Origin of the sequence: Shimia sp. NS0008-38b (genome assembly GCF_040370365.1) — a bacterium.
GTDB lineage: Bacteria > Pseudomonadota > Alphaproteobacteria > Rhodobacterales > Rhodobacteraceae > Shimia.
Genome location: NZ_BAABWQ010000002.1, coordinates 739,437 through 761,678 on the forward strand (window position 1 = coordinate 739,437; position 22,242 = coordinate 761,678).

General features: G+C 56.5%; 21 protein-coding genes. 7 read left to right on the forward strand and 14 right to left on the reverse strand.

Features of this window, described 5'->3' with window-relative positions; translation table 11 throughout:
* Positions 1-38 precede the first annotated feature (38 nt).
* Both ABWV47_RS09680 and ABWV47_RS09685 read left to right on the forward strand, forming a co-directional pair.
* Complete coding sequence (locus tag ABWV47_RS09680) at positions 39-1,565, forward strand: xylulokinase (protein ID WP_353311162.1); 1,527 nt, start codon at positions 39-41, stop codon at positions 1,563-1,565.
* A 24-nt stretch (positions 1,566-1,589) separates the two neighbouring features.
* Entirely contained in the window at positions 1,590-2,210 is a 621-nt protein-coding gene (locus tag ABWV47_RS09685) for a CDP-alcohol phosphatidyltransferase family protein (protein ID WP_353311164.1), read from the forward strand.
* Here ABWV47_RS09685 and ABWV47_RS09690 read toward each other — a convergent pair.
* The 13 genes from ABWV47_RS09690 to ABWV47_RS09750 form a co-directional block, all read right to left on the reverse strand.
* Positions 2,177-2,968 carry a hypothetical protein gene (locus tag ABWV47_RS09690; RefSeq protein ID WP_353311166.1) on the reverse strand — a complete coding sequence of 264 codons (792 nt, stop codon included), beginning with the start codon at positions 2,966-2,968 and terminating at the stop codon, positions 2,177-2,179. The genes ABWV47_RS09685 and ABWV47_RS09690 overlap by 34 nt on opposite strands.
* Positions 2,961-4,673 (reverse strand): cyclic peptide export ABC transporter, encoded by a 1,713-nt coding sequence (locus tag ABWV47_RS09695; RefSeq protein WP_353311168.1) that lies wholly within the window; start codon positions 4,671-4,673, stop codon positions 2,961-2,963. Before ABWV47_RS09695 ends, ABWV47_RS09690 begins: the two co-directional genes overlap by 8 nt.
* A 146-nt stretch (positions 4,674-4,819) precedes the next feature.
* Positions 4,820-6,835 (reverse strand): sensor histidine kinase, encoded by a 2,016-nt coding sequence (locus tag ABWV47_RS09700; RefSeq protein WP_353311170.1) that lies wholly within the window; start codon positions 6,833-6,835, stop codon positions 4,820-4,822.
* Complete coding sequence (locus tag ABWV47_RS09705; RefSeq protein ID WP_353311172.1) at positions 6,828-8,210, reverse strand: sigma-54-dependent transcriptional regulator; 1,383 nt, start codon at positions 8,208-8,210, stop codon at positions 6,828-6,830. The genes ABWV47_RS09700 and ABWV47_RS09705 overlap by 8 nt, the downstream gene beginning before the upstream one ends.
* 2 nt (positions 8,211-8,212) lie before the next feature.
* Entirely contained in the window at positions 8,213-8,338 is a 126-nt protein-coding gene (locus ABWV47_RS09710; RefSeq protein WP_353311174.1) for a hypothetical protein, read from the reverse strand.
* A gap of 1 nt (position 8,339) precedes the next feature.
* The gene (locus ABWV47_RS09715; RefSeq protein ID WP_353311176.1) at positions 8,340-9,638 is read right to left on the reverse strand and encodes a c-type cytochrome; all 1,299 of its coding nucleotides are present in this window, start codon (positions 9,636-9,638) and stop codon (positions 8,340-8,342) included.
* Positions 9,639-9,640: 2 nt separating this feature from the next.
* Positions 9,641-10,831: a formate dehydrogenase subunit gamma gene (locus ABWV47_RS09720; protein ID WP_353311178.1), complete on the reverse strand. Its 1,191-nt coding sequence runs from the start codon at positions 10,829-10,831 to the stop codon at positions 9,641-9,643.
* A 131-nt stretch (positions 10,832-10,962) separates the two neighbouring features.
* Entirely contained in the window at positions 10,963-11,556 is a 594-nt protein-coding gene (gene fdh3B / locus ABWV47_RS09725) for a formate dehydrogenase FDH3 subunit beta (protein WP_353311180.1), read from the reverse strand.
* Positions 11,557-11,568: 12 nt separating this feature from the next.
* Entirely contained in the window at positions 11,569-14,463 is a 2,895-nt protein-coding gene (locus ABWV47_RS09730) for a formate dehydrogenase subunit alpha (RefSeq protein WP_353311182.1), read from the reverse strand.
* 107 nt (positions 14,464-14,570) lie between these two features.
* Positions 14,571-14,762, reverse strand: a complete 192-nt coding sequence (locus ABWV47_RS09735) for a ubiquinol-cytochrome c reductase iron-sulfur subunit N-terminal domain-containing protein (protein ID WP_353311184.1) — start codon at positions 14,760-14,762, stop codon at positions 14,571-14,573.
* Between the two features lie 50 nt (positions 14,763-14,812).
* Positions 14,813-15,421 carry a TorD/DmsD family molecular chaperone gene (locus tag ABWV47_RS09740; protein WP_353311186.1) on the reverse strand — a complete coding sequence of 203 codons (609 nt, stop codon included), beginning with the start codon at positions 15,419-15,421 and terminating at the stop codon, positions 14,813-14,815.
* Complete coding sequence (locus ABWV47_RS09745) at positions 15,418-16,065, reverse strand: DUF3306 domain-containing protein (protein WP_353311188.1); 648 nt, start codon at positions 16,063-16,065, stop codon at positions 15,418-15,420. The genes ABWV47_RS09740 and ABWV47_RS09745 overlap by 4 nt, the downstream gene beginning before the upstream one ends.
* Positions 16,062-16,613, reverse strand: a complete 552-nt coding sequence (locus tag ABWV47_RS09750; protein WP_353311190.1) for a DUF3305 domain-containing protein — start codon at positions 16,611-16,613, stop codon at positions 16,062-16,064. Before ABWV47_RS09750 ends, ABWV47_RS09745 begins: the two co-directional genes overlap by 4 nt.
* Before the next feature lie 320 nt (positions 16,614-16,933).
* Between ABWV47_RS09750 and ABWV47_RS09755 the strand changes: the two genes are divergently transcribed.
* Entirely contained in the window at positions 16,934-18,904 is a 1,971-nt protein-coding gene (locus ABWV47_RS09755) for a 4Fe-4S binding protein (protein WP_353311192.1), read from the forward strand.
* Here the strand turns inward: ABWV47_RS09755 and ABWV47_RS09760 are convergent.
* The gene (locus ABWV47_RS09760) at positions 18,898-19,662 is read right to left on the reverse strand and encodes a hypothetical protein (protein ID WP_353311194.1); all 765 of its coding nucleotides are present in this window, start codon (positions 19,660-19,662) and stop codon (positions 18,898-18,900) included. The two genes, ABWV47_RS09755 and ABWV47_RS09760, sit on opposite strands and share 7 nt — an antisense overlap.
* A gap of 79 nt (positions 19,663-19,741) precedes the next feature.
* Between ABWV47_RS09760 and ABWV47_RS09765 the strand changes: the two genes are divergently transcribed.
* Genes ABWV47_RS09765 through ABWV47_RS09780 form a run of 4 tightly spaced genes read left to right on the forward strand, consistent with a single transcriptional unit; the run spans position 19,742 to position 22,208 of the window.
* The gene (locus ABWV47_RS09765; RefSeq protein WP_353311196.1) at positions 19,742-19,942 is read left to right on the forward strand and encodes a DUF6494 family protein; all 201 of its coding nucleotides are present in this window, start codon (positions 19,742-19,744) and stop codon (positions 19,940-19,942) included.
* Complete coding sequence (gene apbC, locus ABWV47_RS09770; protein ID WP_353311198.1) at positions 19,943-21,007, forward strand: iron-sulfur cluster carrier protein ApbC; 1,065 nt, start codon at positions 19,943-19,945, stop codon at positions 21,005-21,007. It begins immediately after the preceding gene.
* Complete coding sequence (locus tag ABWV47_RS09775; protein WP_353311200.1) at positions 21,004-21,729, forward strand: biotin/lipoate--protein ligase family protein; 726 nt, start codon at positions 21,004-21,006, stop codon at positions 21,727-21,729. The genes apbC and ABWV47_RS09775 overlap by 4 nt, the downstream gene beginning before the upstream one ends.
* Entirely contained in the window at positions 21,729-22,208 is a 480-nt protein-coding gene (locus tag ABWV47_RS09780; RefSeq protein ID WP_353311202.1) for a DUF6505 family protein, read from the forward strand. Before ABWV47_RS09775 ends, ABWV47_RS09780 begins: the two co-directional genes overlap by 1 nt.
* Positions 22,209-22,242: the final 34 nt, after the last annotated feature.

Genomic DNA, 22,242 nt, shown 5'->3' on the forward strand with positions numbered 1-22,242 from the left:
AGGGCGACATTTAAGCGTATGAATTTGGAACGTATTTCGTGAGCAACGGCGATCTAGTCATCTCTGCCGATTTTGGCACCTCCGGCGTCAAAGTTGGGGTTGTTGACCACGCCTTGACCATACTGGCACGGGTGACTGAGAGCTATCCGCTGACATTGGCCACCGGCGGGGTTGCGGAACAAGCACCCGAGGATTGGTGGGCCGCTCTGGCCAAAGCTGTGGCTGCGCTGCATTTGGAGGTTCCCGACCTTTCTGAACGCGCCGGGGCATTGGTGTTCTCCTCTCAGCTCTGTGGTGTTGTTTGTTGTGACGCCAATGGCGTGGCCCTGCGCCCCTGCTTGACGTGGTTGGACAAACGCGCAGCACCGTTGGGCAAGAAACTGGTTGGCGGTTTTCCTGAAGTCCACGGATACAAAGCGCACCGACTCTTGAAATGGCTGCGCATCGCCAATGGCGCGCCCGCCAAAAACGGTATGGACCCCACCGCCAAAATGCTTTGGGTCAAAGAAAATGAACCAGAGATCTACGCCAAAACGCACTGGATGGTGGATGTCAAAGACTGGCTTGTTCACCGCGCCACCGGTGAAATGACCACCTGCCCTGAAAGCGCCAACCTAAGTTGGGTCATGGACACCCGTCTGGGACGCGAGGGCTGGTCAGAGGCGCTCTGTCACATGACCGGAATTGATCAACGGAAACTGGCCCCAATTGTTCAGGCTGATCACGTGGTTGGACCTCTGACGGCACAAGCCGCCTCTGATCTGGGGCTGCGCGCCACCGTGCGCGTTTTAGGTGGCACATCAGATGTTATGGCCTCCACTCTGGGGTCCGGCGAGGTGGAAGACGGCGCATTGCATGTGTCTTTGGCGACGTCTGCTTGGATCGCGGGTTTCTTTCCCGACCGCCGCATCAGCGTGGCGCACTCCTACGCCACTGTGACCTCCGGCCTTGATTTCCGCCCCTTGCTGATCGCAAGTCAGGAGAACGCTGGCTCCGCACTGGACTGGGTGCGCAACATCACCGGCGGTGCGCCCGCCGAAACTGCCTTTGCCGACATTGGCACACCTCAGAAGGACGATCCGTTTTTTCTGCCTTGGCTGGCGGGGGAGCGGGTGCCGGTGGACAACGACAGCCTGCGCGGCACCTTCCATGGCCTCAGCCTGCGTCACGACAGCAACGCCCTGCGCCGCGCCGCCATCGAAGGTGTTGCCTTGAACCTGCGGTGGGCCATGTCCAAAGTCGCGCGCGAAAAAGGTGCAAAAACTGCCGGGCCTTTGTCCATCGTCGGGGGGGTGGCGTCCAACGCCACGTTCGCGCAAACCTTGTCTGACGCGCTAAACCGCGACATCCGGGTCTGCTCTGCGCGCCACGCGGGCATGCTGGGCACCGCAACCTTGGCCGCCCCGTTGATGGGTTGGGCGGCGTCATCCACCGAGGCCGCCACCCGTTTGAAGTCTCGCAGCTCCGCCACCTTTACCCCAAACCCAGACCGGGCCGCAGCCCTCACCGAACGTGCCAACCGGTTGACCAAGCTGCGCCGCCACGTGATCCGCAGCTATTCTTAGCCGCCATTCTAAAAGGACACCGCCATGATTGATGGGCTTATGAAATCCACTATTGACCCTTTGTGGGATGCCATGGCCACGCCTTTGGTCAAGGCACGTCTCACGCCCAATCAAGTCACATCGATCGGGGTTGTCCTGATCATCGTGGTCTCACTTGCGTATATATGGCACCAATCGGCAGCGATCTATGGCCTGTGCCTTATACTGGCCTTCTCCTTTGACTCGCTGGATGGGGCAGTGGCGCGACGCCGCAATATGTCGACCAAAGCGGGCGGCTATTTTGACGCCATGGTGGACCGCTACCAAGAGCTTGCTGTGCTTGCCACTCTGGCTTTTGTGCACGACGCCTGGCCGCTCGCATTGGCCTGCTTCTCAGGGTCCATTATCACCTCGTATGCCAAGGCACGCACCGCCATCGAAATGCCCGTGTCCAACACCGATTGGCCCGATTTTTTCGAACGGCTGGAACGCGTGATTTACCTCTGCGCCATGCTGCTCATCGCGGGGGCACTGGGCGGCTGGGTGGTGACATGGGGTCTTGTGGGCTTTGCCGTTCTTGCCCATTTCACAGCCCTACAGCGGTTTTTACGCGCCAGCAAAATGCTGCGCGCTCAGGATGCTGCCGACGACGCCTCAGGCGCATAACGGCTGCGGCTGTCACGCCACGCACACCACATGTCGGGCGCATAGGTCATCACGTAAAACAAAAACGAGCTCAGCAAAAACAGCTCGGTGCTGACATAAGCCAAGTAGACTTCGTAGCGGAGGGCCTCCGGTGCGTATCCTTTGCCCAGAAACAGGCACAAATACGCGACACCGAGACCAATCGGCACCCACACATAAGTGCGCCGCCATCCGGCAAACCGGGGTGACCACACCCGCCCGACAACCTGCCCCGCAGGGCCAAGTTTGGCATAGGATCGGGACAATACTTCCCCAAACACCACCACAAAGGCCTGCGAGAAGAAAAACAAATAGCTGCCTGCCATATGCTGATCGCGAAAATGGGGGAACCGATATTGGCTCAAAATCACCATGCCAATGCAGGCCATCAGCTGCAGAAGCACCACAATCCACGTCAATATCGCAATCCGGCGTGAGGCCGGTCCATGGTGCTGCAACGCGCGCAAAGTGGGCAAGGTGAGCAAAGCCACGCCAACAAACAACACCGGTGCGGCAATCAACAACCACTCTGCAAAAGGCTCCCCAATGCGCGGATCGCCAATCGACTCACTGATCGTGTAAGGCCGCTCAGCGGTTTTTTCCGGGTAGAACCCAACAAACTGCCACCGCGCGGAATAGATTTGTGCATTCACCACCAACGTGACAAATCCCGTGGTGACCAGCGACACCAGCATCGCCAATCCCGTCATCCGGCTCGGGATCCATTGCGGTTCAGTCATTCACGTTCACCTCTTTGCGCATGCGCTCGTCCGACACGATGCGCCCTGCGTCCATCTTGATCAACCGATCACACTTGCCGAATTGATGATCATCATGTGTCACAGCGATAACAAGCCGCCCGCTTGCTGACAATTCTGGCATCAAAACATCATAGAAAAACGCCCGGTTGGCCGGATCCTGATCTGCTGCAAATTCATCCAGCACAATAATCGGGCGCTGCTCTGCCAATGCCACCGCCAATGCGAGGCGACGGCTTTGCCCTGCTGACAAGCTGGTGTTTGAAAACCGATCTCCCAACAGCTGCACACGCTTTGACAGCCCCAATTGAGACAACCGCGTCTCAAGCTCCGCCAGCTCCGCGTCTGGCAACCCATAGGCATGATCAAACAAATGAAACTGCGCAAACACCGCTGAAAACAACTCGCGGTAGCTGGCCGTGGTCTCCTCACTCAATGCTGTGCCATTCAACGTGATCTCACCGCCGCTGGGGTGGCGCATCCCTGTGATCAACGACAACAACGTGGTCTTACCAGAGCCATTGCCACCGCAGATAAAAACAGTTTCGCCGGGCCGAAACGTCAGATCAATTGGCCCAAGATGAAACGGCGTCACATCCGCGCGCGGCTCTCCCACATCAGCTTCCACCGCGCAAAGCGCAATTTCACCAAACCCATCCAGAACGTCTGGGGCGGCAATCAACGCCTGACTTTGTGCCTCCGCCAAATCGGCTTCCACCGCTTTGATCTTGTAAAAACTGTTCTCCGCACGGCTCAGCACCGGCAAGGTGTTGAACACCAATTCTGTGGGCCCATTCACCAGAAAAATGATGGTCAGCACCTGAAACATCACAATTGCATCGCCACCCTGCATCAACGGCAGCACGATCACCACAAAACACATCAACAACGCCACGGCGAGCTGGCCACCGCCGGTACTGGCCGCGAACAGCCGCTCAGAGCGCATTTTATATGCCACCTGCGCATCGATCACCGCTTTGGTCTCATCCTCAAGAGCCTGGCGTCGGCTTGCCCGCAACCGCAACTCTTTCCAACCGCCCAGCATGTCACTGACCCGATCACAATAGGCCGCAAAAGACTCCGATGCTTTCAGCGCCCAAACTCGCGCCGGACCGTCCATCAGGGCAAACCCAACGCCGCCCACTGCAATCGCGGCCACAGCTGCGACACCTGCAATCCAGCTCACGTAAAACAGATAGGGAATGGCAAAGATCAACACGATGCCCGCGCCTATGGCCTCCACCAAATGGATCACCGCCTGCGCCAGCTGGTTCACCTCCGCCGTCATCGCGCCGTACACTTTGCCATGCCGCCCGCTGATCAAGAAATCAATATTGGCCCTCAGCAGCAGGCGCGACAATCGACTGCGCATCTGTGCTTCGATCCGCGTGATCAGCGTGAAGGCCCGCACCTTTTGCAAATACCCACTCGCCACCATAACGGCCGCACAAATCAGCAAGAGCACCGCAGACCAGCCCAAGCCCTGCCCGTGACTGCGCGCGGTCTCGTTGATGGCAAAGATCATACCCGCCCGGCTCAACCCGGACAGCACAGTCAGAAAAACAATCGGATCGCGCAGACCCAGCCCCGCATCCAGCAAAAATCGGGCCACCACAACTCGGTTACGCAGACCGGAAACCATCTCCACGTTCGGAATGGTTTTGCTGATGTCACTATCTGCGCTCACATTGGCTCCACATCGATCATTTGCGTCGTCTTGTTAATGGTTTAGGCAACAAAACGCGCACCAACGCAATACAGCCGCGATACCGATGCGATACCGACGTTGTAATTTGGGGTCACTTTGAGGCGAAGTTTCAGGCCGCTTTGGGCTCAGTTCGCTGGAAACCAAACGCGAAACTCCGTCCCGACACCTATCGTGCTGTCCGCATCGATGGCGCCATCGTAGCGCTCAACAAGTTTGCGGGTGATCGAGAGCCCCAGACCGGTGCCTTCCCCTTGTTTTGTGGTAAAAAATGGATCGAATATACGTTTGAGATGATCCGGCTCCATCCCCACACCTGTATCTCGAACAGAGATCAAAACACCGGCCTTTTCGTCCCGATTTTGGTCCACAACACACACGGTCAACGCGCCGCCATCTGGCATAGCGTGGATGGCGTTGACCATCAGGTTGATCAGAATTTGTTGCAGCTCTGTGCGGTTGATAGACACCGCTTTAACACTCTCAAGTTCCAGATCGAGCGTGATATGCCCGTTGCTGAGCAGGTGTTGCACCAGTGGCAACGTGTCGTTGACAATCTCCGCAGGTTGATGTTGCTCGCTCCCTTCGGCGTATTCATCAGGGCGGGTGAACTGCAACAGCTTGTTTACAATTAGGAAAATTGAATGAGTCTGCTCATCTATCAACCGCAATTCCGTCTGAATTTGATCCGCGTCCTCACCTAACTGCACGCGCACAACATCCAAATTGCCTTGGATCACTTGCACAGGGTTGTTGATCTCATGCGCAATCCCAGCCGCGATCTCTCCAACAGCGGCCAACTTTTCAGAAACCACCAACTGTTTCGAGGTCGCCTCCAGCCTGCGATTGGCCTCCTCCAGATCCTGTGTCCGCTCAGCCACCCGTCGTGTAAGTTCCCGGTCTCGCTCCTGAATTTGCTCCAAAAGATGATCCATCTGTGCCGCAACGCGACCAATTTCACCCCCCGAATTCTCCACTCCGGTCCGCGCACCAAGGTTGCCCTTTTCCACCTTGGTGATGGTCCGCATCATACGTTCCAACGGTGCAAAAATCTGTTGCGCCCATCTCAGAAAAATAGGTACGGAGATCAATACGATAACAGCAAACGCGACGGCAAATGTCAGAATGGTTGAGAACTTCGCGTCGCGAAACGGCTGATCCAGAAACCCGACATAGAGCATGCCCACGCGGTTGCCAAAACTGTCGGTGATCGGCTCATAAGCTGAGATATACCAATCGTTTACAACAAACGCCCGATCCAACCAGACGTCACCACGATCTAACACCGTTTCACGCACCACCGCCGACACCCGAGTGCCCAGCGCCCTTTCGTTCTGAAACAGGCGCACATTTGTCGACACCCGTACGTCGTCTAGAAACAGCGTCGCCGTGCCCTGACTGCCTTCGGTCAGACTCTCGGTGGGGTAGACCAAGTCATTGATTGTATCGATAAAAGTCAGGTTTCGATTCAACAAGACACCGCCGACCAAAGCGCCGCGCCCACTCGCGCCTTGTACGGGCGTCGCAGCATGAACCATCATGCCGCGTGTCTCCTCCGTGCGGTCAGTCGGCACAGCCGCTTGCGTTGGCACCAACCGAATTCGCGCCGTTTCTGCAAGCTCGTCAGATACTTGTCGCAGATCAGACTCCGAATACACATCAATCTGTGCTGAGCCGTGCCCTGCCAAAGCCTGCGACACCACCGGCCATTTGGTCAATCCGAGCTCGTCTGCAAGCTGAGGTGATGAAAGAACGGTCCCTTCCGCGGTGATGTAATACAGAAAATCCAGACCCAGCTCCGCGCGTCGTTCCTCCAAGAGTGCCAAAATACTGTTGCTGTCCTGCGCCGCAACGCGCTCCACAAATGCGGCAGAATCTGCAATGGCTTGCATCCTCAGATCGCTGTTTTCCAACAGTTGCGCCAGATATTGGTCCGCAATGGTGAGTTCTCCATTCACCTTTGCAATCAACAAGTTGTCAAACCTTGAGGACCAATTTACCGCCGTGATGACGAAGAAGATCGGCATGATCACCAACGTGGGCAACAATGCAATCGCCAACAACCGCATACGCACAGAGGCAGGTCTGCGTGTGCTCGCAGACGTGTGAGGCACCGCCATGTCGCGCACGTCGCCGTCAGTCATTCCACATGGCGCATTTTCGGTCGATGGTCTTGCGTGAAACTCCCAACCGACGCGCCGCCTCCGCCCGATTGCCATCACATGCCGTGAGGACAGTCAAAATATGCCGCCGCTCCACCGCCGCGAGGCTGTCCACGGCTTCCACTTCAACATCTGGACCATTGGCCGCAAACTCCGCGGGCCACTCCCCTATGATCAGTGATCTCTCAATCAGGTTGCGCAATTCACGCACATTGCCCGGCCAATCGTAGCGCGCCAAATTCAACAAGACACCTTCGGATAAGGTGAGAGGCGGCACACCTAACGATTTTGAGATTTGCTGCAAAAACATGAGCGCCAGTTCTTTCAAGTCTTGGTCTCGCGTTCTAAGTGGCGGCATCTCTATGTGTAAAACATTGATTCTATGATACAAGTCCTGCCTGAAACGCCCATCTTTCACCGCTGCTTCAAGGTCCGCATTGGTCGCGAACAAGAACCGCAAGTCCAGTGGCACCTCACGTGACGATCCCACCGGACGAATTTTGAGATGCTCGATCACCCGCAGAAGTGAGGCCTGAACCGGCAGCGGTAGCTCTACAATCTCGTCCAGATACAGGGTGCCACCATTGGCATTCATGAAGACGCCATCCTGCCGCACCGTGCGTCCCTGAGCATCTTGGCGAATAAAGCCAAACAGCTCTTGCTCAATCATATCCCCAGCAATCGTTGCGCAATTGATGGGGACAAAGGGCTTATCCGCGCGCGCCGACATCATATGCAATGCCCGCGCGGCCACTTCCTTACCCGTCCCGGTGTCACCGGTTAACAACACCGGCGTGGGCAAAGGCGCCGCGCGGGCCAGAGTTTCGCGGATTTGTTCAATCTCAGGGGAACTTCCCAAAAGTCGCGCCCGCAACAACTCGTTGCCAGACGCCAGTTCGTACTTCAGCAAGTAGTTCTCACGCCGCAGGTTTACCCGATCTACACAACGCGCCACGGCATTCAGAATCTGGTTTGATCTAAATGGCTTGAGCACGAAGTCCACTGCGCCCGCGCGCATGGCTTCAATCGCGGTATCCATATCTGCAAAGGCTGTAATCAGGATGGTATCAGCAAAGAACCCAAGTTTGCGCTGCTCGCTCAGCCATTCCAATCCTGTGGTACCTGGCATCACATTGTCCAGAATCACGATGTCAAAGTGATTGGCATCCAACAGGCGGCTGGCCACGTCAGTGTTGGCAGCTTGCTCAATCCGTCCCACAACAGGATCAAGGATCTTAACGATAAAGTTGCGTATGCCCGGCTCGTCGTCCACGACCAATACAGATGCTGTGGACAAGCCCATTCCAAATTCGGAAGCGGATTTTTTCACAGGACGCGTACGTTCGATCTGGTTCATGGTCAGTCCAATCTCACCGAGCTCCCGCTGGCTTGTTCACTGGCGGAGAACCCCGCTTCGTGAAGCGCAAAAAAGGCAATCACGGAAATCGCGACAACGGCCACACATGCAAGAAAAAACGTTTTCATCTTATCGGTCCTCAGTTTGGCTATAGCGGCGCAGAAATGAGATCAGATCTGCGCGATCTTTGGCGCGGGCGATGCGTTGAACGGGCATTTTTGTACCTTCAATATACACATCCGGTCCCAGATCAAAAAGTGCATCAATGGTTTGCCTGTTCCACACGATGTCGGCTTCCTGAAGTGTTTGGGAATATCTGTAGTCCGCCACCGTCCCGGCTTGTCGACCAAACAGATCTTTCAGCGTCGGGCCGGCCCGTCGAGCACTGTCTCCGGTGAGCGTATGGCAAATCGAGCATTTGCGTTGAAACTGCCGTTCTCCGTTGGAGGTGCTATCATTACCATTCAGAAAGGCTCTGTCCTCGGTGAGCATACGTGGCGCATCACGTGGAACTGACAATGGCCAACTGAAAATCGCATCATCCAGCCCACCCGCAAGAATGTTGCGCCCATCTGCGGAAAAGGTCAGCGCCCAAATGGGGCCCCTGTGGGTGGCTTTGATGTCACTGACAATCGACCAATCCGCGGTCCTCATAAGCAAGATGTAGCCTTCACCATCACCCACTGCCAAGGTGTCCCCATCACGGCTGACATCCATGGCCAAAATTGGTCGGCGGTCCAACGTGATATCCTTGATCAATGCGCCTGTTGCCAAATTCACAATTTTGGTCACCCCATCCACTGCACCAAAGGCCAACCACCCCGCATCTTCTCGAAGTGACAGTGTATTCACCCCAAAGCCATTGGATAGAAATTGCGCGCGCAAAGCGCCGCTGGCAAAGTCATAGATCCGAATGCGCCCATCTGAAGACCCTGCAAACAACAAGGAACCGGCTTGCGCGAAGGCCAAGCCATTTACGTTGGTCCCGACTTGGATAAACCGCGGATCGCCTCCGTTAAGCTGCCAGATTCCAATTGTGCCATCCCAACTTCCGCTTACGACGTGCTGCCCGCTGGGGGAAACCAGCACAGACATCACCTTACCAAGATGGCGCCCTAACACACGCGACGTTCCGGTGGTGAGATCCCAATGTCTCACCGAAAAATCGTCTCCTGCCGACACAGCCTCAGAATTGCTGACAAAAGCCACCGCATTGACCGCAGCTTCATGGCCATCCAGCCACTGCGGCACGCGATCGCGCCAATACCCAACCGAATTGTCAAAGCTGGCTGTGAGGATACCCTCACCATCGGGGGAAACAGCAATCCCTTTGATCGGACCTCCATGTCCTTCCAACTGAAAGAACCCCTCTGATGTGGCCAACACCGGCCACAGGACCAAAGCAAGCCATAGACAGAAACGCCGCATCACTAATCTGCGGGTGTGGCTGATTTGGGCGCGATTTTGGCCTTCTCCATCTCTTCCTCATACCACAGCGAATGGTGCTCCTTGGCCCATTGCTCATCAACCTCACCGGTGCCCATAGTATCGATCGCACCCTCCATACCGACGCTGCCCAGATAGATGTGTGCAATGATGATGGCGATAAATACAAAAGCCACAATGCCGTGCCACAGCTGGCTGAGCTGTATCTCTTCATACGGCGACAGCACCTCTGGCAACGAGGCGCCAGATACCAACTGCGGCAACCCGGTCGCGTTTATGATCTTAAATGTCTTGGCAAAGACTGAGATTTCAAAGGGGAAAAGCAATGCCAAACCAGAGAGAGAGATCGATACACCCAATAAAATGACGGCCCAGAAGATGATCTTTTGACCGGCATTAAACTTCTTTGCGGGCGGGTGAACACCTTTCTTAAACAGACCCCCTGCTTTGGCCATCCACTTGATGTCGGTTCGATCCGGTATGTTGTGGTGAACCCACAAAACGAACACCATCACCAGCGCCAACATAAACGCCCACGAGACGTTGTTGTGCACCCATTTTCCGACCAAGGCGACAGAGGCATAGGCCTCATGCCCCATCCACGGCAGAAGGAATTTACGACCCGCGATCAAAAACAGGCCCGTCAGCCCCAAAAGCACAAAGGAAACCGCCATCACCCAATGTGCGAACCGTTCGATGGAGAGAAAGCGCACAATGTTGCGGCCGGTCTTTTCGCCTTCAATCATGATCTTGCCACGGATCGCCCAGAACAAGGCGATCACCAGTGTCATTCCCGCCAAAATGTACAGTCCGTAGGTTAGCAGCGGCCCCTCGCGGAAAGTCAGCCACGCCATTCCGCTGTCTTGAATCAACAGCCCCGCCGTTGGTCCACTTGCCGATGTCGTGGTGTTTGCACTGCCATACCGCAATGCGCGAAAGACATCGGAATCTGAGGCCACGCCGCGTGTGCCAAGCTGCCCGGTCAGAGCTTCGACATTGCCTTGACCGGTTACGTCACGCCGGAAGCTGTCATCAAGTTTTTCGCCACGCTGGCGGGCCATAATGTCCTCCAGCGTTTGAGCGCCGCCAGTCACAGACCGGTCGGGCGCAGCGTCTTGGGCCAAGGCGGGCAAAGCCAGCAAAAACGAAAGGGCTATCCAGAGAAGCGCTCGCATAACATCCTCATGTTGTTTGCATAACATGCACTCAAGCTGCCAGCGGAGTTCGACAGCGATGCATATTGGAAATTCACGTCAAAGTTTGAGTCTGGCGGCGGCTCAAACCGCCGCCAGCTATCAAAGCGGCCTCAGCCGCCTTTCTGTTCGTAGGCGGTACCCCAACCCCATGCACCGGAACCAAAGCCGCGTGCCACAACACGCTCGCGGTAGATTCCAGAGACAACGTCCCCGTCACCTGCCAACAACGCTTTGGTGGAACACATTTCAGCGCAGAGTGGCAGTTTGCCCTCAGCAATCCGGTTGCGGCCATATTTAGAGAATTCCGCGTTGGAATGGTTCTCCTCAGGACCGCCTGCACAGAAGGTGCATTTGTCCATCTTGCCGCGGCTGCCAAAGTTGCCTGCCTGTGGATATTGCGGCGCGCCAAACGGACACGCGTAGAAGCAATAACCGCAGCCAATGCAGAGGTCTTTGGAGTGCAGAACAACACCTTCTTCGTTCTGATAGAAGCAATCCACCGGACAGACGGCCATACATGGCGCGTCTGAACAGTGCATGCAGGCCACTGAGATCGAACGTTCACCGGGACTGCCGTCGTTGATCGTCACAACGCGACGCCGGTTGATGCCCCAAGGCACCTCGTGTTCGTTCTTACAGGCCGTGACGCAGGCGTTGCATTCAATGCAGCGTTCCGCGTCGCAGAGGAATTTCGCTCTAGCCATTTCTCTTCCTCCTTATGCTGCCCAGATCTTGCAGAGAGTCGCTTTGGTCTCCTGCATCTGGGTCACGCTGTCATAGCCATAGGTTTGTGCAGTGTTGGTGGCTTCACCCAACACATATGGATCCGCACCTGCAGGGTATTTGCTCCGCAAGTCTTCTCCTTCGAAGTGGCCGCCAAAGTGGAACGGCATGAACACCACACCTTCGCCGACACGGTTGGTCACCATGGCCATCACTTTGACCTTGGCCCCCTCCGCACCTTCGACCCAGACCTGCGCACGATCACGCACACCGAGATTGTTCGCGTCACGCGGATTGATCTCGATGAACATGTCTTGCTGAAGTTCGGCCAGCCACGGGTTGGAACGGGTTTCATCCCCGCCGCCCTCGTATTCCACCAGACGTCCAGAGGTCAGGATCAGCGGATAGTCTTTGCTGAAGTCCTGTTTCTGAATGGAGGCATACATGGTGGGCAAACGATAGAACTTCCGATCCTCATAGGTTGGATAATCCGCAACCAGATCACGGCGGTTGGTGTACAGTGGTTCGCGATGCACCGGCACTGGATCTGGGAAGGTCCACACAACTGCACGGGCTTTGGCGTTACCAAAGGGTGCGCACTCATGTTTGATCGCCACCCGCTGGATGCCGCCAGATAGGTCGGTTTTCCAGTTGGTTTTAGGACCAGCCACGGCGTCAATCGACGCACGTTCCTCATCCGTCAAATCACCATCCCATCCAAGGTCCATCAGCATTTGCATGGTGAACTCGGGGTAGCCATCTTGGATTTCGGAATCGACGCTTGCGACCCCTTCGGCCAACAGATTGTCACCATCGCGCTCCACGCCAAAACGGGCGCGGAACGTCAAACCGCCCTCAGACACACGCTTAGACATGTCATAAAGGTTTGGCGTGCCCGGATGGTTCATCTCGGCAGTGCCCCAGCATGGCCAAGGCAGACCATAATAGTCCCCATCAGCTGGTCCACCGTTGGCCCGCAGCGTTGTGCGGTCAAAGGTGTGCTGGTTTGCCATGTGCATCTTCAGACGCTCAGGAGATTGCCCAGTGTAGCCGATCGTCCACAAACCTTTGTTGAACTCACGTGTGACGCTTTCAACGTTCGGTGTGTTTTCATCTTCCATCTCGATATTGCGGAAGAAGCGATCTGCCCAGCCAAACTTGTTGGCGAACATGCCGATGATTTCGTGGTCCGGCTTGCTCTCAAAGAGCGGTGCCACCACTTCGTCGCGCCACTGAAAACTGCGGTTTGATGCCGTGACAGAGCCACGTGTTTCAAACTGCGTACAGGCAGGCAGAAGATAAACACCATCCGTGCGGTCCTGCATCACGGCGGAAACGGTGGGATACGGGTCAACAACGACCAGCATGTCCAGCTTTTCCATTGCCGTTTTCATTTCCTTACCACGGGTCTGGCTGTTTGGTGCATGCCCCCAAAGTACCATGGCCCGCACTTTATCCGGGTTGTCCATGTTTTCAGGGTCTTCAAGAACACCATCGATCCAACGCGACACTGGAATACCAGTGAGGTTTTGAAGCGATTTTTCCTTGCCGTCAGCGCCTGTTGTTTTGGCAAACTGATTGCCCAACCATTCGCCGTCTTCTTCCCACACACGGGCCCAGTGCGCCCAGGCGCCTTTGGACAGGCCATAGTAACCTGGCAGCGTGTGGCTGAGCACGCCAAGGTCAGTGGCACCTTGTACGTTGTCGTGGCCACGGAAAATGTTCGTACCGCCGCCAGATGTGCCCATGTTGCCAAGAGCCAATTGTAGGATGCAGTAGGCACGGGTGTTGTTGTTGCCGTTGGTGTGCTGTGTGCCACCCATACACCAAATCACGGTGCCGGGGCGGTTGTTCACCATCTGACGGGCCACACGGCGCAACTGTTCGCCCGGAGCCCCTGTCACACGTTCAACTTCTTCAGGATCCCACTGTCGTACTTCTTCGCGGATCTGGTCCATACCCCACACACGCGTGCGGATGAACTCTTTGTCTTCCCAGCCGTTCTCGAAGATGTGCCACAGAATACCCCAAACCAGCGCCACATCGGTGCCGGGACGGAAGCGCACATATTCATCCGCATGGGCGGCTGTGCGGGTGAAGCGCGGATCACATACGATCAACGGTGCGTTGTTGCGCTCTTTCGCCCGCAGCACATGCAACAGTGACACCGGGTGGGCTTCGGCAGGGTTGCCGCCAATGATGAAGATGGCTTTGGAATTGTGAATGTCGTTGTAGGAGTTGGTCATGGCGCCGTAGCCCCATGTGTTCGCAACACCGGCAACTGTGGTGGAGTGACAGATACGCGCCTGGTGATCCACGTTGTTTGTGCCCCAATAGGCGGCAAACTTGCGGAACAGATACGCCTGTTCATTGTTGTGCTTCGCTGAGCCCAACCAATACACACTGTCTGGGCCGCTTTCTTCGCGGATCTGCATCATGCCGTCGCCGATCTCATTGATCGCCTGTTCCCAGCTGATGCGTTTCCACTCACCACCTTCTTTTTTCATCGGATACTTCAGACGGCGCTCGCCATGGGCGTGCTCCCGAACTGAGGCGCCTTTTGCACAATGTGCACCAAGGTTAAACGGACTGTCCCAACCGGGCTCTTGCCCGACCCAAACACCGCTCTGCACTTCGGCCACAACCGTACAGCCCACCGAACAGTGGGTGCAGACGGATTTAATAGTTTGAACGGCAGTGTTCGCAGCGTCTTGCGCTTGCGCCTGAGTGACGGTGCCACCAGTGGCCCCAATCGCTGCCAGCCCGCCAATGGCGAGGCCTGAACCACGCAAAAACGTACGGCGGTCCACAGCTTTTTCAGCTGCAACAGACAGGATACTTGTCCGCTGGGGGCGTCGCGCAACCCCGTTGGTCTTTTTCCTAAGCATTTCTTCCTCCCTTGCTGTCTCTTAAGTGAGACTGGCTAGGTATTTCTGAGATCCCGACCGGTGGGCGTCACGCAACCGGTGGTCGGGGGCGGGATGAAAACGTCCGGTTAGAACCGGGCGCTGTCGAGGTAGGCGCGAGTGTGCACCGTGTCCTGCATTTTGTCGCTGGACAGGTCAGCTGGCTGAGCCTCCGCCGTATCGGGCGAAAGCGCTACGACCGCGGCTGCAGCCGGAGCTGCCGCTGTTGCGAGCTTGAGAAAATCACGCCGGCTGGCGCCTTTTTCATCTTGCTGGCTCATAATGTGCTCCTTTGTCACGTCGGTTGGGGTCCGATAATTGCAATTGACGTTTAGTCCGCCCCCATGCGGAACGCCTGTGTTTCAATTTCAAGGAAGGCTTTGCCGACAGTGCCGACAGGGGCGTAAAACACAGAGTTCTGCGCGCCCTCCAAATCTGTAAAAAAATGTTCAGCCCAAGGTGCGATGTGCTTGAAGAAGAAGTCTTTCTGACGACCAACGGCCACCGGCTCTCCGAAACGGCCTCGGATCATCCCGGCCATCATCTCCAAAAGGCTCGCAATATTGTCTTCCGGCTCATACACATTTGGAGCGCGCGTGATGCGCAGCCCCGCCATATCTGCCCTGAGCGACGCCAAAGGTTTTTCGTTAAGAAACCCGGTCAGATAATACGACGCAAACGGCATCAGCTCTCCGCGCCCAAGTCCAATGAACAGCGCATTGAACTCCCGCTCGACAGCTTTTGTATTGGTCACCTTTGCAACCCGCGCCATCGTCCGGATCGCTTGCCCCAAATCGCTGTCATCCCCACTCAGACCGGCGGCGCGGTCCAATAGGGTCTTTTCAGCAGGATTGGCCAAAAGTGCTGCCAGAAAATCGTATAGATCAGCGCGCAGCAGATCTTCCTCGGCAATTTCAAATTCGGTCACAGCTTGGCTCATAGGGGGTCTCTCTGATCTGGGGTGTCAGATGCGGCGAACTCAAACCGCAACCGACGCCGCACGGGCACGGCTGCAGGCGTGTCGACGTCTGGGTCTACTTCAACTTCCAGCGTATGGATTGCTTGTTCTTCCAAGGGTTCCACCGCTTCGGTCACTTCCTCGTCTTCGGCCAGCGAAAGCGTGTCGTCTTCCTCATCTATGTCAGAAACGATAGCATCCTCAGCAGCCGCTTTGGCCTCAGCTTGGCGTGCCATTTCTTCCACATGTTTGAGCATGCCTTTGCCCACCTGATAGGCGGTCTGCAGGCCATCCACGACCAGCGCGCTATCGGTAAAATCTTCTCCGTAGTCCACAAGTGCATCCACATTGGCCAACACCGGATTGCTCAGCCAAAGCTTACGCAGCGCTCGCCGCCGAATACGCTCAGGAACAGCCTTTGCAAGAAATACGGTGAAGTCATCTCCCTGCTTCAGCGTATCAGGATCAGGCAATTCCAATTCTGCTAAAATCTCAGAATCCGGCTTCTCCTCAAGCTCGGCGTGCGCGGCGGCCAATACGGCCTGCTCTTCAGCCTGCACCTCAGCCGTGGCCTCCGCCGCAACGGCCGCCTTACGGCGCGCCCAGAAATCCCCATCTCGACTCAATTTGGCCTCCCAGTGCGCGGGGCACGATACACATCCGTCAACTGAGATATCCGCGCGTCCCCGCGGCCATCTTCCACCAAATCGGTGCGCTTCTTGTCACGGCGGCGCTTCACAAAGATTTCTTCTTCGTGGTGCGTTTGAACAAAATCACGCAAAAACGCGATCAACCCTTCCGGCATCGGCACCAGCTCAAGCAGCTCTTCACCACTGTCAGCGTAATCCTGAAACTCATAAGCCGACGCCGTTGCCAAGAGCACATCATAGGGGTGCTTACCGGTTTCCGTTTCCCGCATCACCACTCCGACCGACGGCACACGCGACGACAAGGTGGTCAAATACGCCTCGGTGTCTGTATGCCACAACTCAAGCGGCACTGTCTTAGCGTGAAACTCCACCGCCTCGCCTTCTTTGCGCAGAACTTGCCAATCGGCCTGCGCGGCTCCGGGCAGCACGGCCACCACCTTCCACGCAAACGGCACCCATCGGCTGGCCGAGGGTGTCCGGCGGATCACGATGCCCAATGGCAATGAGACCGGCGCTTGACGCATAAAGTTACTATTCCTCCCAAACCCACATTTTTTTTGCGGGTGTATTTATGATCCGCGCAACTTGTGCGTTTGCCAAAGGAATTCGCCAAAACATCTTCATCTGCCTGAAAATCTGGACATTTTGATCCGTAAGGACACCGCTTTGCGCGCAGCCCGGACAGAATGTCCAGCTTGGACAAAGACCAAGAGAATCACTAGGTTTTGACGCTTGGTCACCCAGCCTTGATCGCGCGAGCCATGGGGCTTTACGAATGGCGAAATTCGTGCATTTCTGGCCCGACTTGATCGCCGGATGTGCGATTATCCTGGGGAGGAAAAATATGACTAAGCAGCTGATAATATGCAATTGTTCAGATAGCTTCTCCTTAGATTCCGACACCCTCTCTTCTTCTGGTGTTTTCACATGCTCTCAAATTCACACCGGGCTTTGCACCACCCAAGCGCAGTCAGCCGCAGACGTGATGCGCGGCGAGTCGACAGGTCAGCCAATCGTGATCGCCTGCCAGCAAGAACAGGATTTTTTCGTCGATCTGGCCGCTGATCTGGAGGCCCCGTCCCCTCAATTTGTCGACCTGCGTGACCGCGCTGGATGGTCCGACGAAGGGGCGGCCTCTGCACCCAAAATGGCGGCTCTTCTCGCGGATGCTGCGCGCGCCGCGCCTGAGACCAAAACCTTCGATGTGACGTCCGAAGGACAATGCCTCATTCTTGGCAATGCCGAGATTGCACTCAAGGCAGCAGCGCAATTACAAGACTATTTGAGTGTCACGGTGTTGCTCCCTGCCGGGTCAGACGCCCCGACCGAGCGCAATTGTGACGTGATTGCTGGAGATGTCAGATCGGTCACCGGCGCGCTCGGCAATTTCCAAGTCAAAGTTGACTCACTGCAACAGTTGGATCCCTCTGGCCGCGGCGCTCTCCAATTTGGCCCCGCCCAAAATGGAGCTGTGACAGTATGCGATGTCATTCTAGATCTGCGTGGCACCCAAGCGCTTGTGCCCGCGCCTGAGAAACGCGAAGGCTATCTTAAGGCGGACCCTAAGAGCCTACCGGCTGTCTCCGCCGCTGTCCTAGAGGCCTCGCACTTGGTTGGCACCTTTGAGAAGCCTCTTTATCTTGCTTTGGACCCAACCGTTTGCGCCCATTCTCGTGCAGAACAAACCGCCTGCACCAAATGTTTGGATGTCTGCCCAACCTCGGCCATCCACTCAGCTGGCGACCACGTCGATATCGATCCAAATATCTGTGCCGGGTGTGGTTCTTGCGCGGCACTTTGCCCCTCCGGCGCTATCACATACGACGACCCGCCTGTCAGTGCGCTCTTTGCCCGCATCCATGGTCTTTCAGAGGCCTACCGCGCCGCCGGTGGTTTGGCGCCACGCCTATTGGTGCATGACCGCGTCTTTGGCGCCGAACTGATCTCGCTCGCGGCGCGATATGATCGTGGGTTGCCAGCCGCCGTTATCCCTTTGGATCTGGAACGGGTCAGCGGCTTTGGACACGCCGAGATGCTGGCAGCCTTGGCAAGCGGCTTTGTCGGTGTTGACGTGCTGGTGTCCCCCACCACGGATCGCGGCGCACTTGACAGCGAACTGGACCTCGCCAGCGCCCTCGCTGGATCGCAAGACGCGCTGCGCTTGCTTGCGCCCGAGCAACCGTCAGACCTGTGTGACGCGCTCTACCTGAGCCCTGCGCCCCTCACAGTCACGACACCCATTCTGCCGCTGGGCAGCCGTCGCCAAGTCACCCGCTTGGCCGCCAAAGCTCTGCACGATGTCGCAGAACCGATTCCTCTTCCAGAAACCGCGCCCTACGGGGCGGTGTTGGTCGACAAGGAAGCCTGCACCTTATGTTTATCCTGCGCCTCGCTCTGTCCATCTGGCGCACTTGGAGACAATCCAGACACTCCGCAACTGCGCTTTCAGGAAGACGCCTGTTTGCAATGTGGCCTCTGCACCAATGTGTGTCCGGAAAACGCTATCTCTTTGGTGCCGCAACTCAATACCGCTGATACAGCACTGTCTCAACAAATCGTTCACGAAGAAGACCCCTTTGCTTGCGTGGAATGCGGTAAGCTATTTGGTGTAAAATCGACCATTGATCGCATTATTGAAAAGCTTGAAGGCAAACACCCGATGTTTGCCACCTCAGAAGCAGCGCGGATGATCCGCATGTGTGATGATTGCAGGGTCAACGCGCAGTTTCATCAGCAAGACAATCCTTTTACGGCTGGAGAGCGCCCAGCCGTACGCACAAGCGAAGACTACTTCAGCAAACGCAAGGATCACTGATGCGCAATCGGAGCTCCCAAATCTGCGGGTGCGACCGTCGCGGTATAAGCCACGATGTTTTCCAGCTCCTCCAAGGTCAGCGTCAGCGGACTGATCGGGGACGGGCGTGTGTCGTCAAACGGCATTGTCACATCGGGGATCACGGTAAACGCGGGATGCGGATTCAGCGCGTAAAATGCCGTAAAGCGCTCCATCCAATCCTCCATGCTGCGCAATACGGCAAAGCTTGGCGTGGATCCGATTCCTGCCATACGGTTGATTTCGCCAACCACGTGACATCGCCCGCAGGCCTGCAGAGCCAAGTCCGCCCCGCGTTTTGCATCACCATCCAGCTCAACAGAGTCTTCGATAGTTTCGGCAGCGATCGGCAATTCAAAGACCGCTTCGCCATCTTGCTTGAAGCTCAGCACCGTGCGTTGGCCCACCTCGCCCGTCAACCAGTTGGCAAAGGTCGCCATATGCGGATCATCGACGTTCTCGACCGTAAGACCGAAGGTTACACCATTGCGCGAAAATACCGGCGTATCGCCCTCGGGACCCAACTGCGCAGCTGCGGCCTCGCCCTCCCCAACAATCGTAACACGCACCCCGTGTTTCAACGTAAACCGCGGCATCATGTATTTCACGACACCGGTATCATTCACTTCGGCGGCAACACGCAACGTGGTGGCCTTGCCCTGCGCCGAAGCCACAGAACCTGGGCTCAGAACCACAGCGACCAACGTGGTGACACACCGCAAAATAACTCGAAGATCCATATATCAAACCTAGGCGCGCACGCCGCCTTACGTCAACATACGCCCAAAGCGGCCCGTCAGTGAAACAAGGAACAGAGCAATGAGCGACGATTTTAACATGAGCATGCGCAAGTTTCTCAAGCAGGTTGGAGTGACCAGCCAGCAAGCCATAGAGGACGCAATGCGCACCGCTGGATCAGACGCCACCTCGGGTCAGACCTATGAAGCAAAAATGGTTCTGACCATCGATGGCATCGACATGGAACATGTGGTGACCGGACAAATCAAAGGACGTAGCTGAATGGCATCTCGCGACGCAGTACTAAATATTATCAAAGAGTTCACCGATCCCGCGTCGGGCAATGATTTGGTTGCAAGCGGCATGGTCCGCGCGCTGTCCGTTGAAGGTAGCGAAATACGTTTTGTTCTGGAAATCGATCCTGCGCGTGCGCAGGCCATGCAGCCAATGAAGGTTGAACTCGAAGACAAGCTCAATGCTTTGGATGGCATTGAGAAGGTCTCCGTTGTGATGACGGCCCATGCTGCGAGCAAACCGCCACCTGACTTGAAGGGCTCCCGCCCTGCCGAGCCACAGGGGCCACAAAAAATTCCGGGAATCGACCGCATACTGGCTGTGGCCTCAGGGAAAGGTGGTGTGGGAAAATCTACAGTCTCTGCCAATCTTGCTGCTGCTTTGGCCGCTGAGGGACGCCGCGTCGGCCTTCTGGATGCGGACGTCTACGGCCCGTCGCAACCGCGCATGTTGGGCGTCTCCGGTCGCCCTGCCAGTCCAGATGGCAAAACCATCCTGCCGATGCGCAACCATGGCGTCACTATGATGTCGATTGGCCTAATGACACGCGAAGAAGAAGCGGTTGTATGGCGGGGGCCAATGCTGATGGGCGCGCTTCAGCAGATGCTCAATCAGGTCCAGTGGGGCGCGTTGGATGTGTTGATTGTCGACCTTCCGCCGGGCACTGGGGACGTGCAAATGACTCTTGCCCAGAAAGCTGAGTTGACGGGTGCGGTGATTGTCTCCACACCACAAGACATCGCCCTTTTAGATGCCCGCAAAGGGATCAATATGTTTGAAAAACTGGGCACCCCCATCGTGGGCATGATCGAGAACATGAGCACACACGTCTGTTCCCAATGTGGTCACGAAGAGCACGTCTTTGGCCATGGCGGCGTGGCGGCAGAAGCAGCGAAACTCAACGTCCCGTTGCTGGCAGAAATCCCCCTGTCCCTCAACATCCGCGTCGCAGCAGACGGAGGCGCGCCGATTGTGGTCTCAGAGCCTGACTCGCCACAAGCGCAAACCTTCCGCGCGCTTGCGCGCCAACTGATTGAAAGTGGCTCCGCATGAGCACACAGCCGCAGTTCCCACCGTTGTTTGAGGGCCTCGCACTGTCAGGTGCGGCGGACCCGTTTGCCAAGGCGCAAATGCAAGCAACGTTGGGCTGCGACGCCGGGCTTGTGGTGCACAATCTCGCAGCAGACCACCTCCGCGCGGCCATTGTGTTTGCGCCGGAGGTTCCCCTGTCCGATGCGATGCCAGTTCTGATCTGTTGCGCAATCGGCTTTCAGAATGCGCTTGGCGCGCTTGCCCCGCCTGAAGTGGCCGTGCATTTGGAATGGCCCGGCGGCATCCGCATAAACGGGGCCCGCTGTGGGCGTTTGCGCGTTGCAGCTGCTCACAACGAGGCTGACACCATGCCGGATTGGATTGTTGTCGGGCTGGAACTGCCGCTGATTCCTGGGAATCCCGACATGCCCGGTGCCACCCCGGATGAAACAGCTCTGTATGAGGAAGGCTGCGTCGATATTGCACCAGATGACTTGCTAAGCGCATGGGTCCGCCACACGCTGGTTTGGATCAACCGTATGGAAGCCGAAGGGCTCAAGCCGCTCAATGCCGAATGGCGCGGTCTGGCGCAAAACTTAGGTGAAGAGATCGACTGGACTCTGTTAGGCGCAACAGAGACGGGCACCTTTGTGGGGACCGATGAACGCTTCGGCGCGCTTGTGCGCAGCGAAGACACAACCCGTCTTTTGCCTCTCACCGCTCTTTTGGAAGGAGACCACTAATGCTGTTGGCCAGAGCCATTCATTTTGATGAAAGCGACCAAAGGGTCTACTTCAATCCAGCCCGTACCGGCGAATGGGCGATCAGCGGGGGATTTGAATTCTCCAACTGGTCAGAGGCGGATCTGACCGGCAAAGCCCGGCAAGCGTTTGCCAATGGTTGGCTTGGAATCGAAACATTTGGCCGAGTGACATTTGTGGCCGTCACCTCAATCGAACCGGCAGAGTTGGAAAATCTGAAAGAATCTTTGGCGCGACACTTTGTGGAAATCTACGGCGCGCCTTCGATGGAGGCTGCGCGGCCCGTTGCCACTGAAGAGCTCACCCATATGGCCGAACTCTGCGCAGATCACGACCCCAACACACTTTTGACTGTGTCGCGCGAACTCACCGAAGCTGGTGTACGTGAGCAATTCCGTGCCATCGACTCCGCCGAAGCAGAGCTTGAGCAATTCGCCATTCACGCGACCCCAGACAGTTGATTGAAATTGGCGCTGCCTATGCAGCGCCAAAACG

Bases quoted from the DNA above. Each gene is read 5' to 3' on its own strand.
- ABWV47_RS09750 (WP_353311190.1), bottom strand. From the start codon at position 16,613: ATGCGTCAAGCGCCGGTCTCATTGCCATTGGGCATCGTGATCCGCCGG.
- ABWV47_RS09715 (WP_353311176.1), bottom strand. From the start codon at position 9,638: ATGCGGCGTTTCTGTCTATGGCTTGCTTTGGTCCTGTGGCCGGTGTTG.
- ABWV47_RS09690 (WP_353311166.1), bottom strand. From the start codon at position 2,968: ATGACTGAACCGCAATGGATCCCGAGCCGGATGACGGGATTGGCGATG.
- ABWV47_RS09735 (WP_353311184.1), bottom strand. From the start codon at position 14,762: ATGAGCCAGCAAGATGAAAAAGGCGCCAGCCGGCGTGATTTTCTCAAG.
- ABWV47_RS09755 (WP_353311192.1), top strand. From the start codon at position 16,934: ATGACTAAGCAGCTGATAATATGCAATTGTTCAGATAGCTTCTCCTTA.
- ABWV47_RS09780 (WP_353311202.1), top strand. From the start codon at position 21,729: ATGCTGTTGGCCAGAGCCATTCATTTTGATGAAAGCGACCAAAGGGTC.
- ABWV47_RS09700 (WP_353311170.1), bottom strand. From the start codon at position 6,835: ATGACTGACGGCGACGTGCGCGACATGGCGGTGCCTCACACGTCTGCG.
- ABWV47_RS09720 (WP_353311178.1), bottom strand. From the start codon at position 10,831: ATGCGAGCGCTTCTCTGGATAGCCCTTTCGTTTTTGCTGGCTTTGCCC.
- ABWV47_RS09760 (WP_353311194.1), bottom strand. From the start codon at position 19,662: ATGGATCTTCGAGTTATTTTGCGGTGTGTCACCACGTTGGTCGCTGTG.
- ABWV47_RS09765 (WP_353311196.1), top strand. From the start codon at position 19,742: ATGAGCGACGATTTTAACATGAGCATGCGCAAGTTTCTCAAGCAGGTT.
- ABWV47_RS09705 (WP_353311172.1), bottom strand. From the start codon at position 8,210: ATGAACCAGATCGAACGTACGCGTCCTGTGAAAAAATCCGCTTCCGAA.
- ABWV47_RS09740 (WP_353311186.1), bottom strand. From the start codon at position 15,421: ATGAGCCAAGCTGTGACCGAATTTGAAATTGCCGAGGAAGATCTGCTG.
- ABWV47_RS09775 (WP_353311200.1), top strand. From the start codon at position 21,004: ATGAGCACACAGCCGCAGTTCCCACCGTTGTTTGAGGGCCTCGCACTG.
- apbC (WP_353311198.1), top strand. From the start codon at position 19,943: ATGGCATCTCGCGACGCAGTACTAAATATTATCAAAGAGTTCACCGAT.
- ABWV47_RS09710 (WP_353311174.1), bottom strand. From the start codon at position 8,338: ATGAAAACGTTTTTTCTTGCATGTGTGGCCGTTGTCGCGATTTCCGTG.
- ABWV47_RS09685 (WP_353311164.1), top strand. From the start codon at position 1,590: ATGATTGATGGGCTTATGAAATCCACTATTGACCCTTTGTGGGATGCC.
- ABWV47_RS09730 (WP_353311182.1), bottom strand. From the start codon at position 14,463: ATGCTTAGGAAAAAGACCAACGGGGTTGCGCGACGCCCCCAGCGGACA.
- fdh3B (WP_353311180.1), bottom strand. From the start codon at position 11,556: ATGGCTAGAGCGAAATTCCTCTGCGACGCGGAACGCTGCATTGAATGC.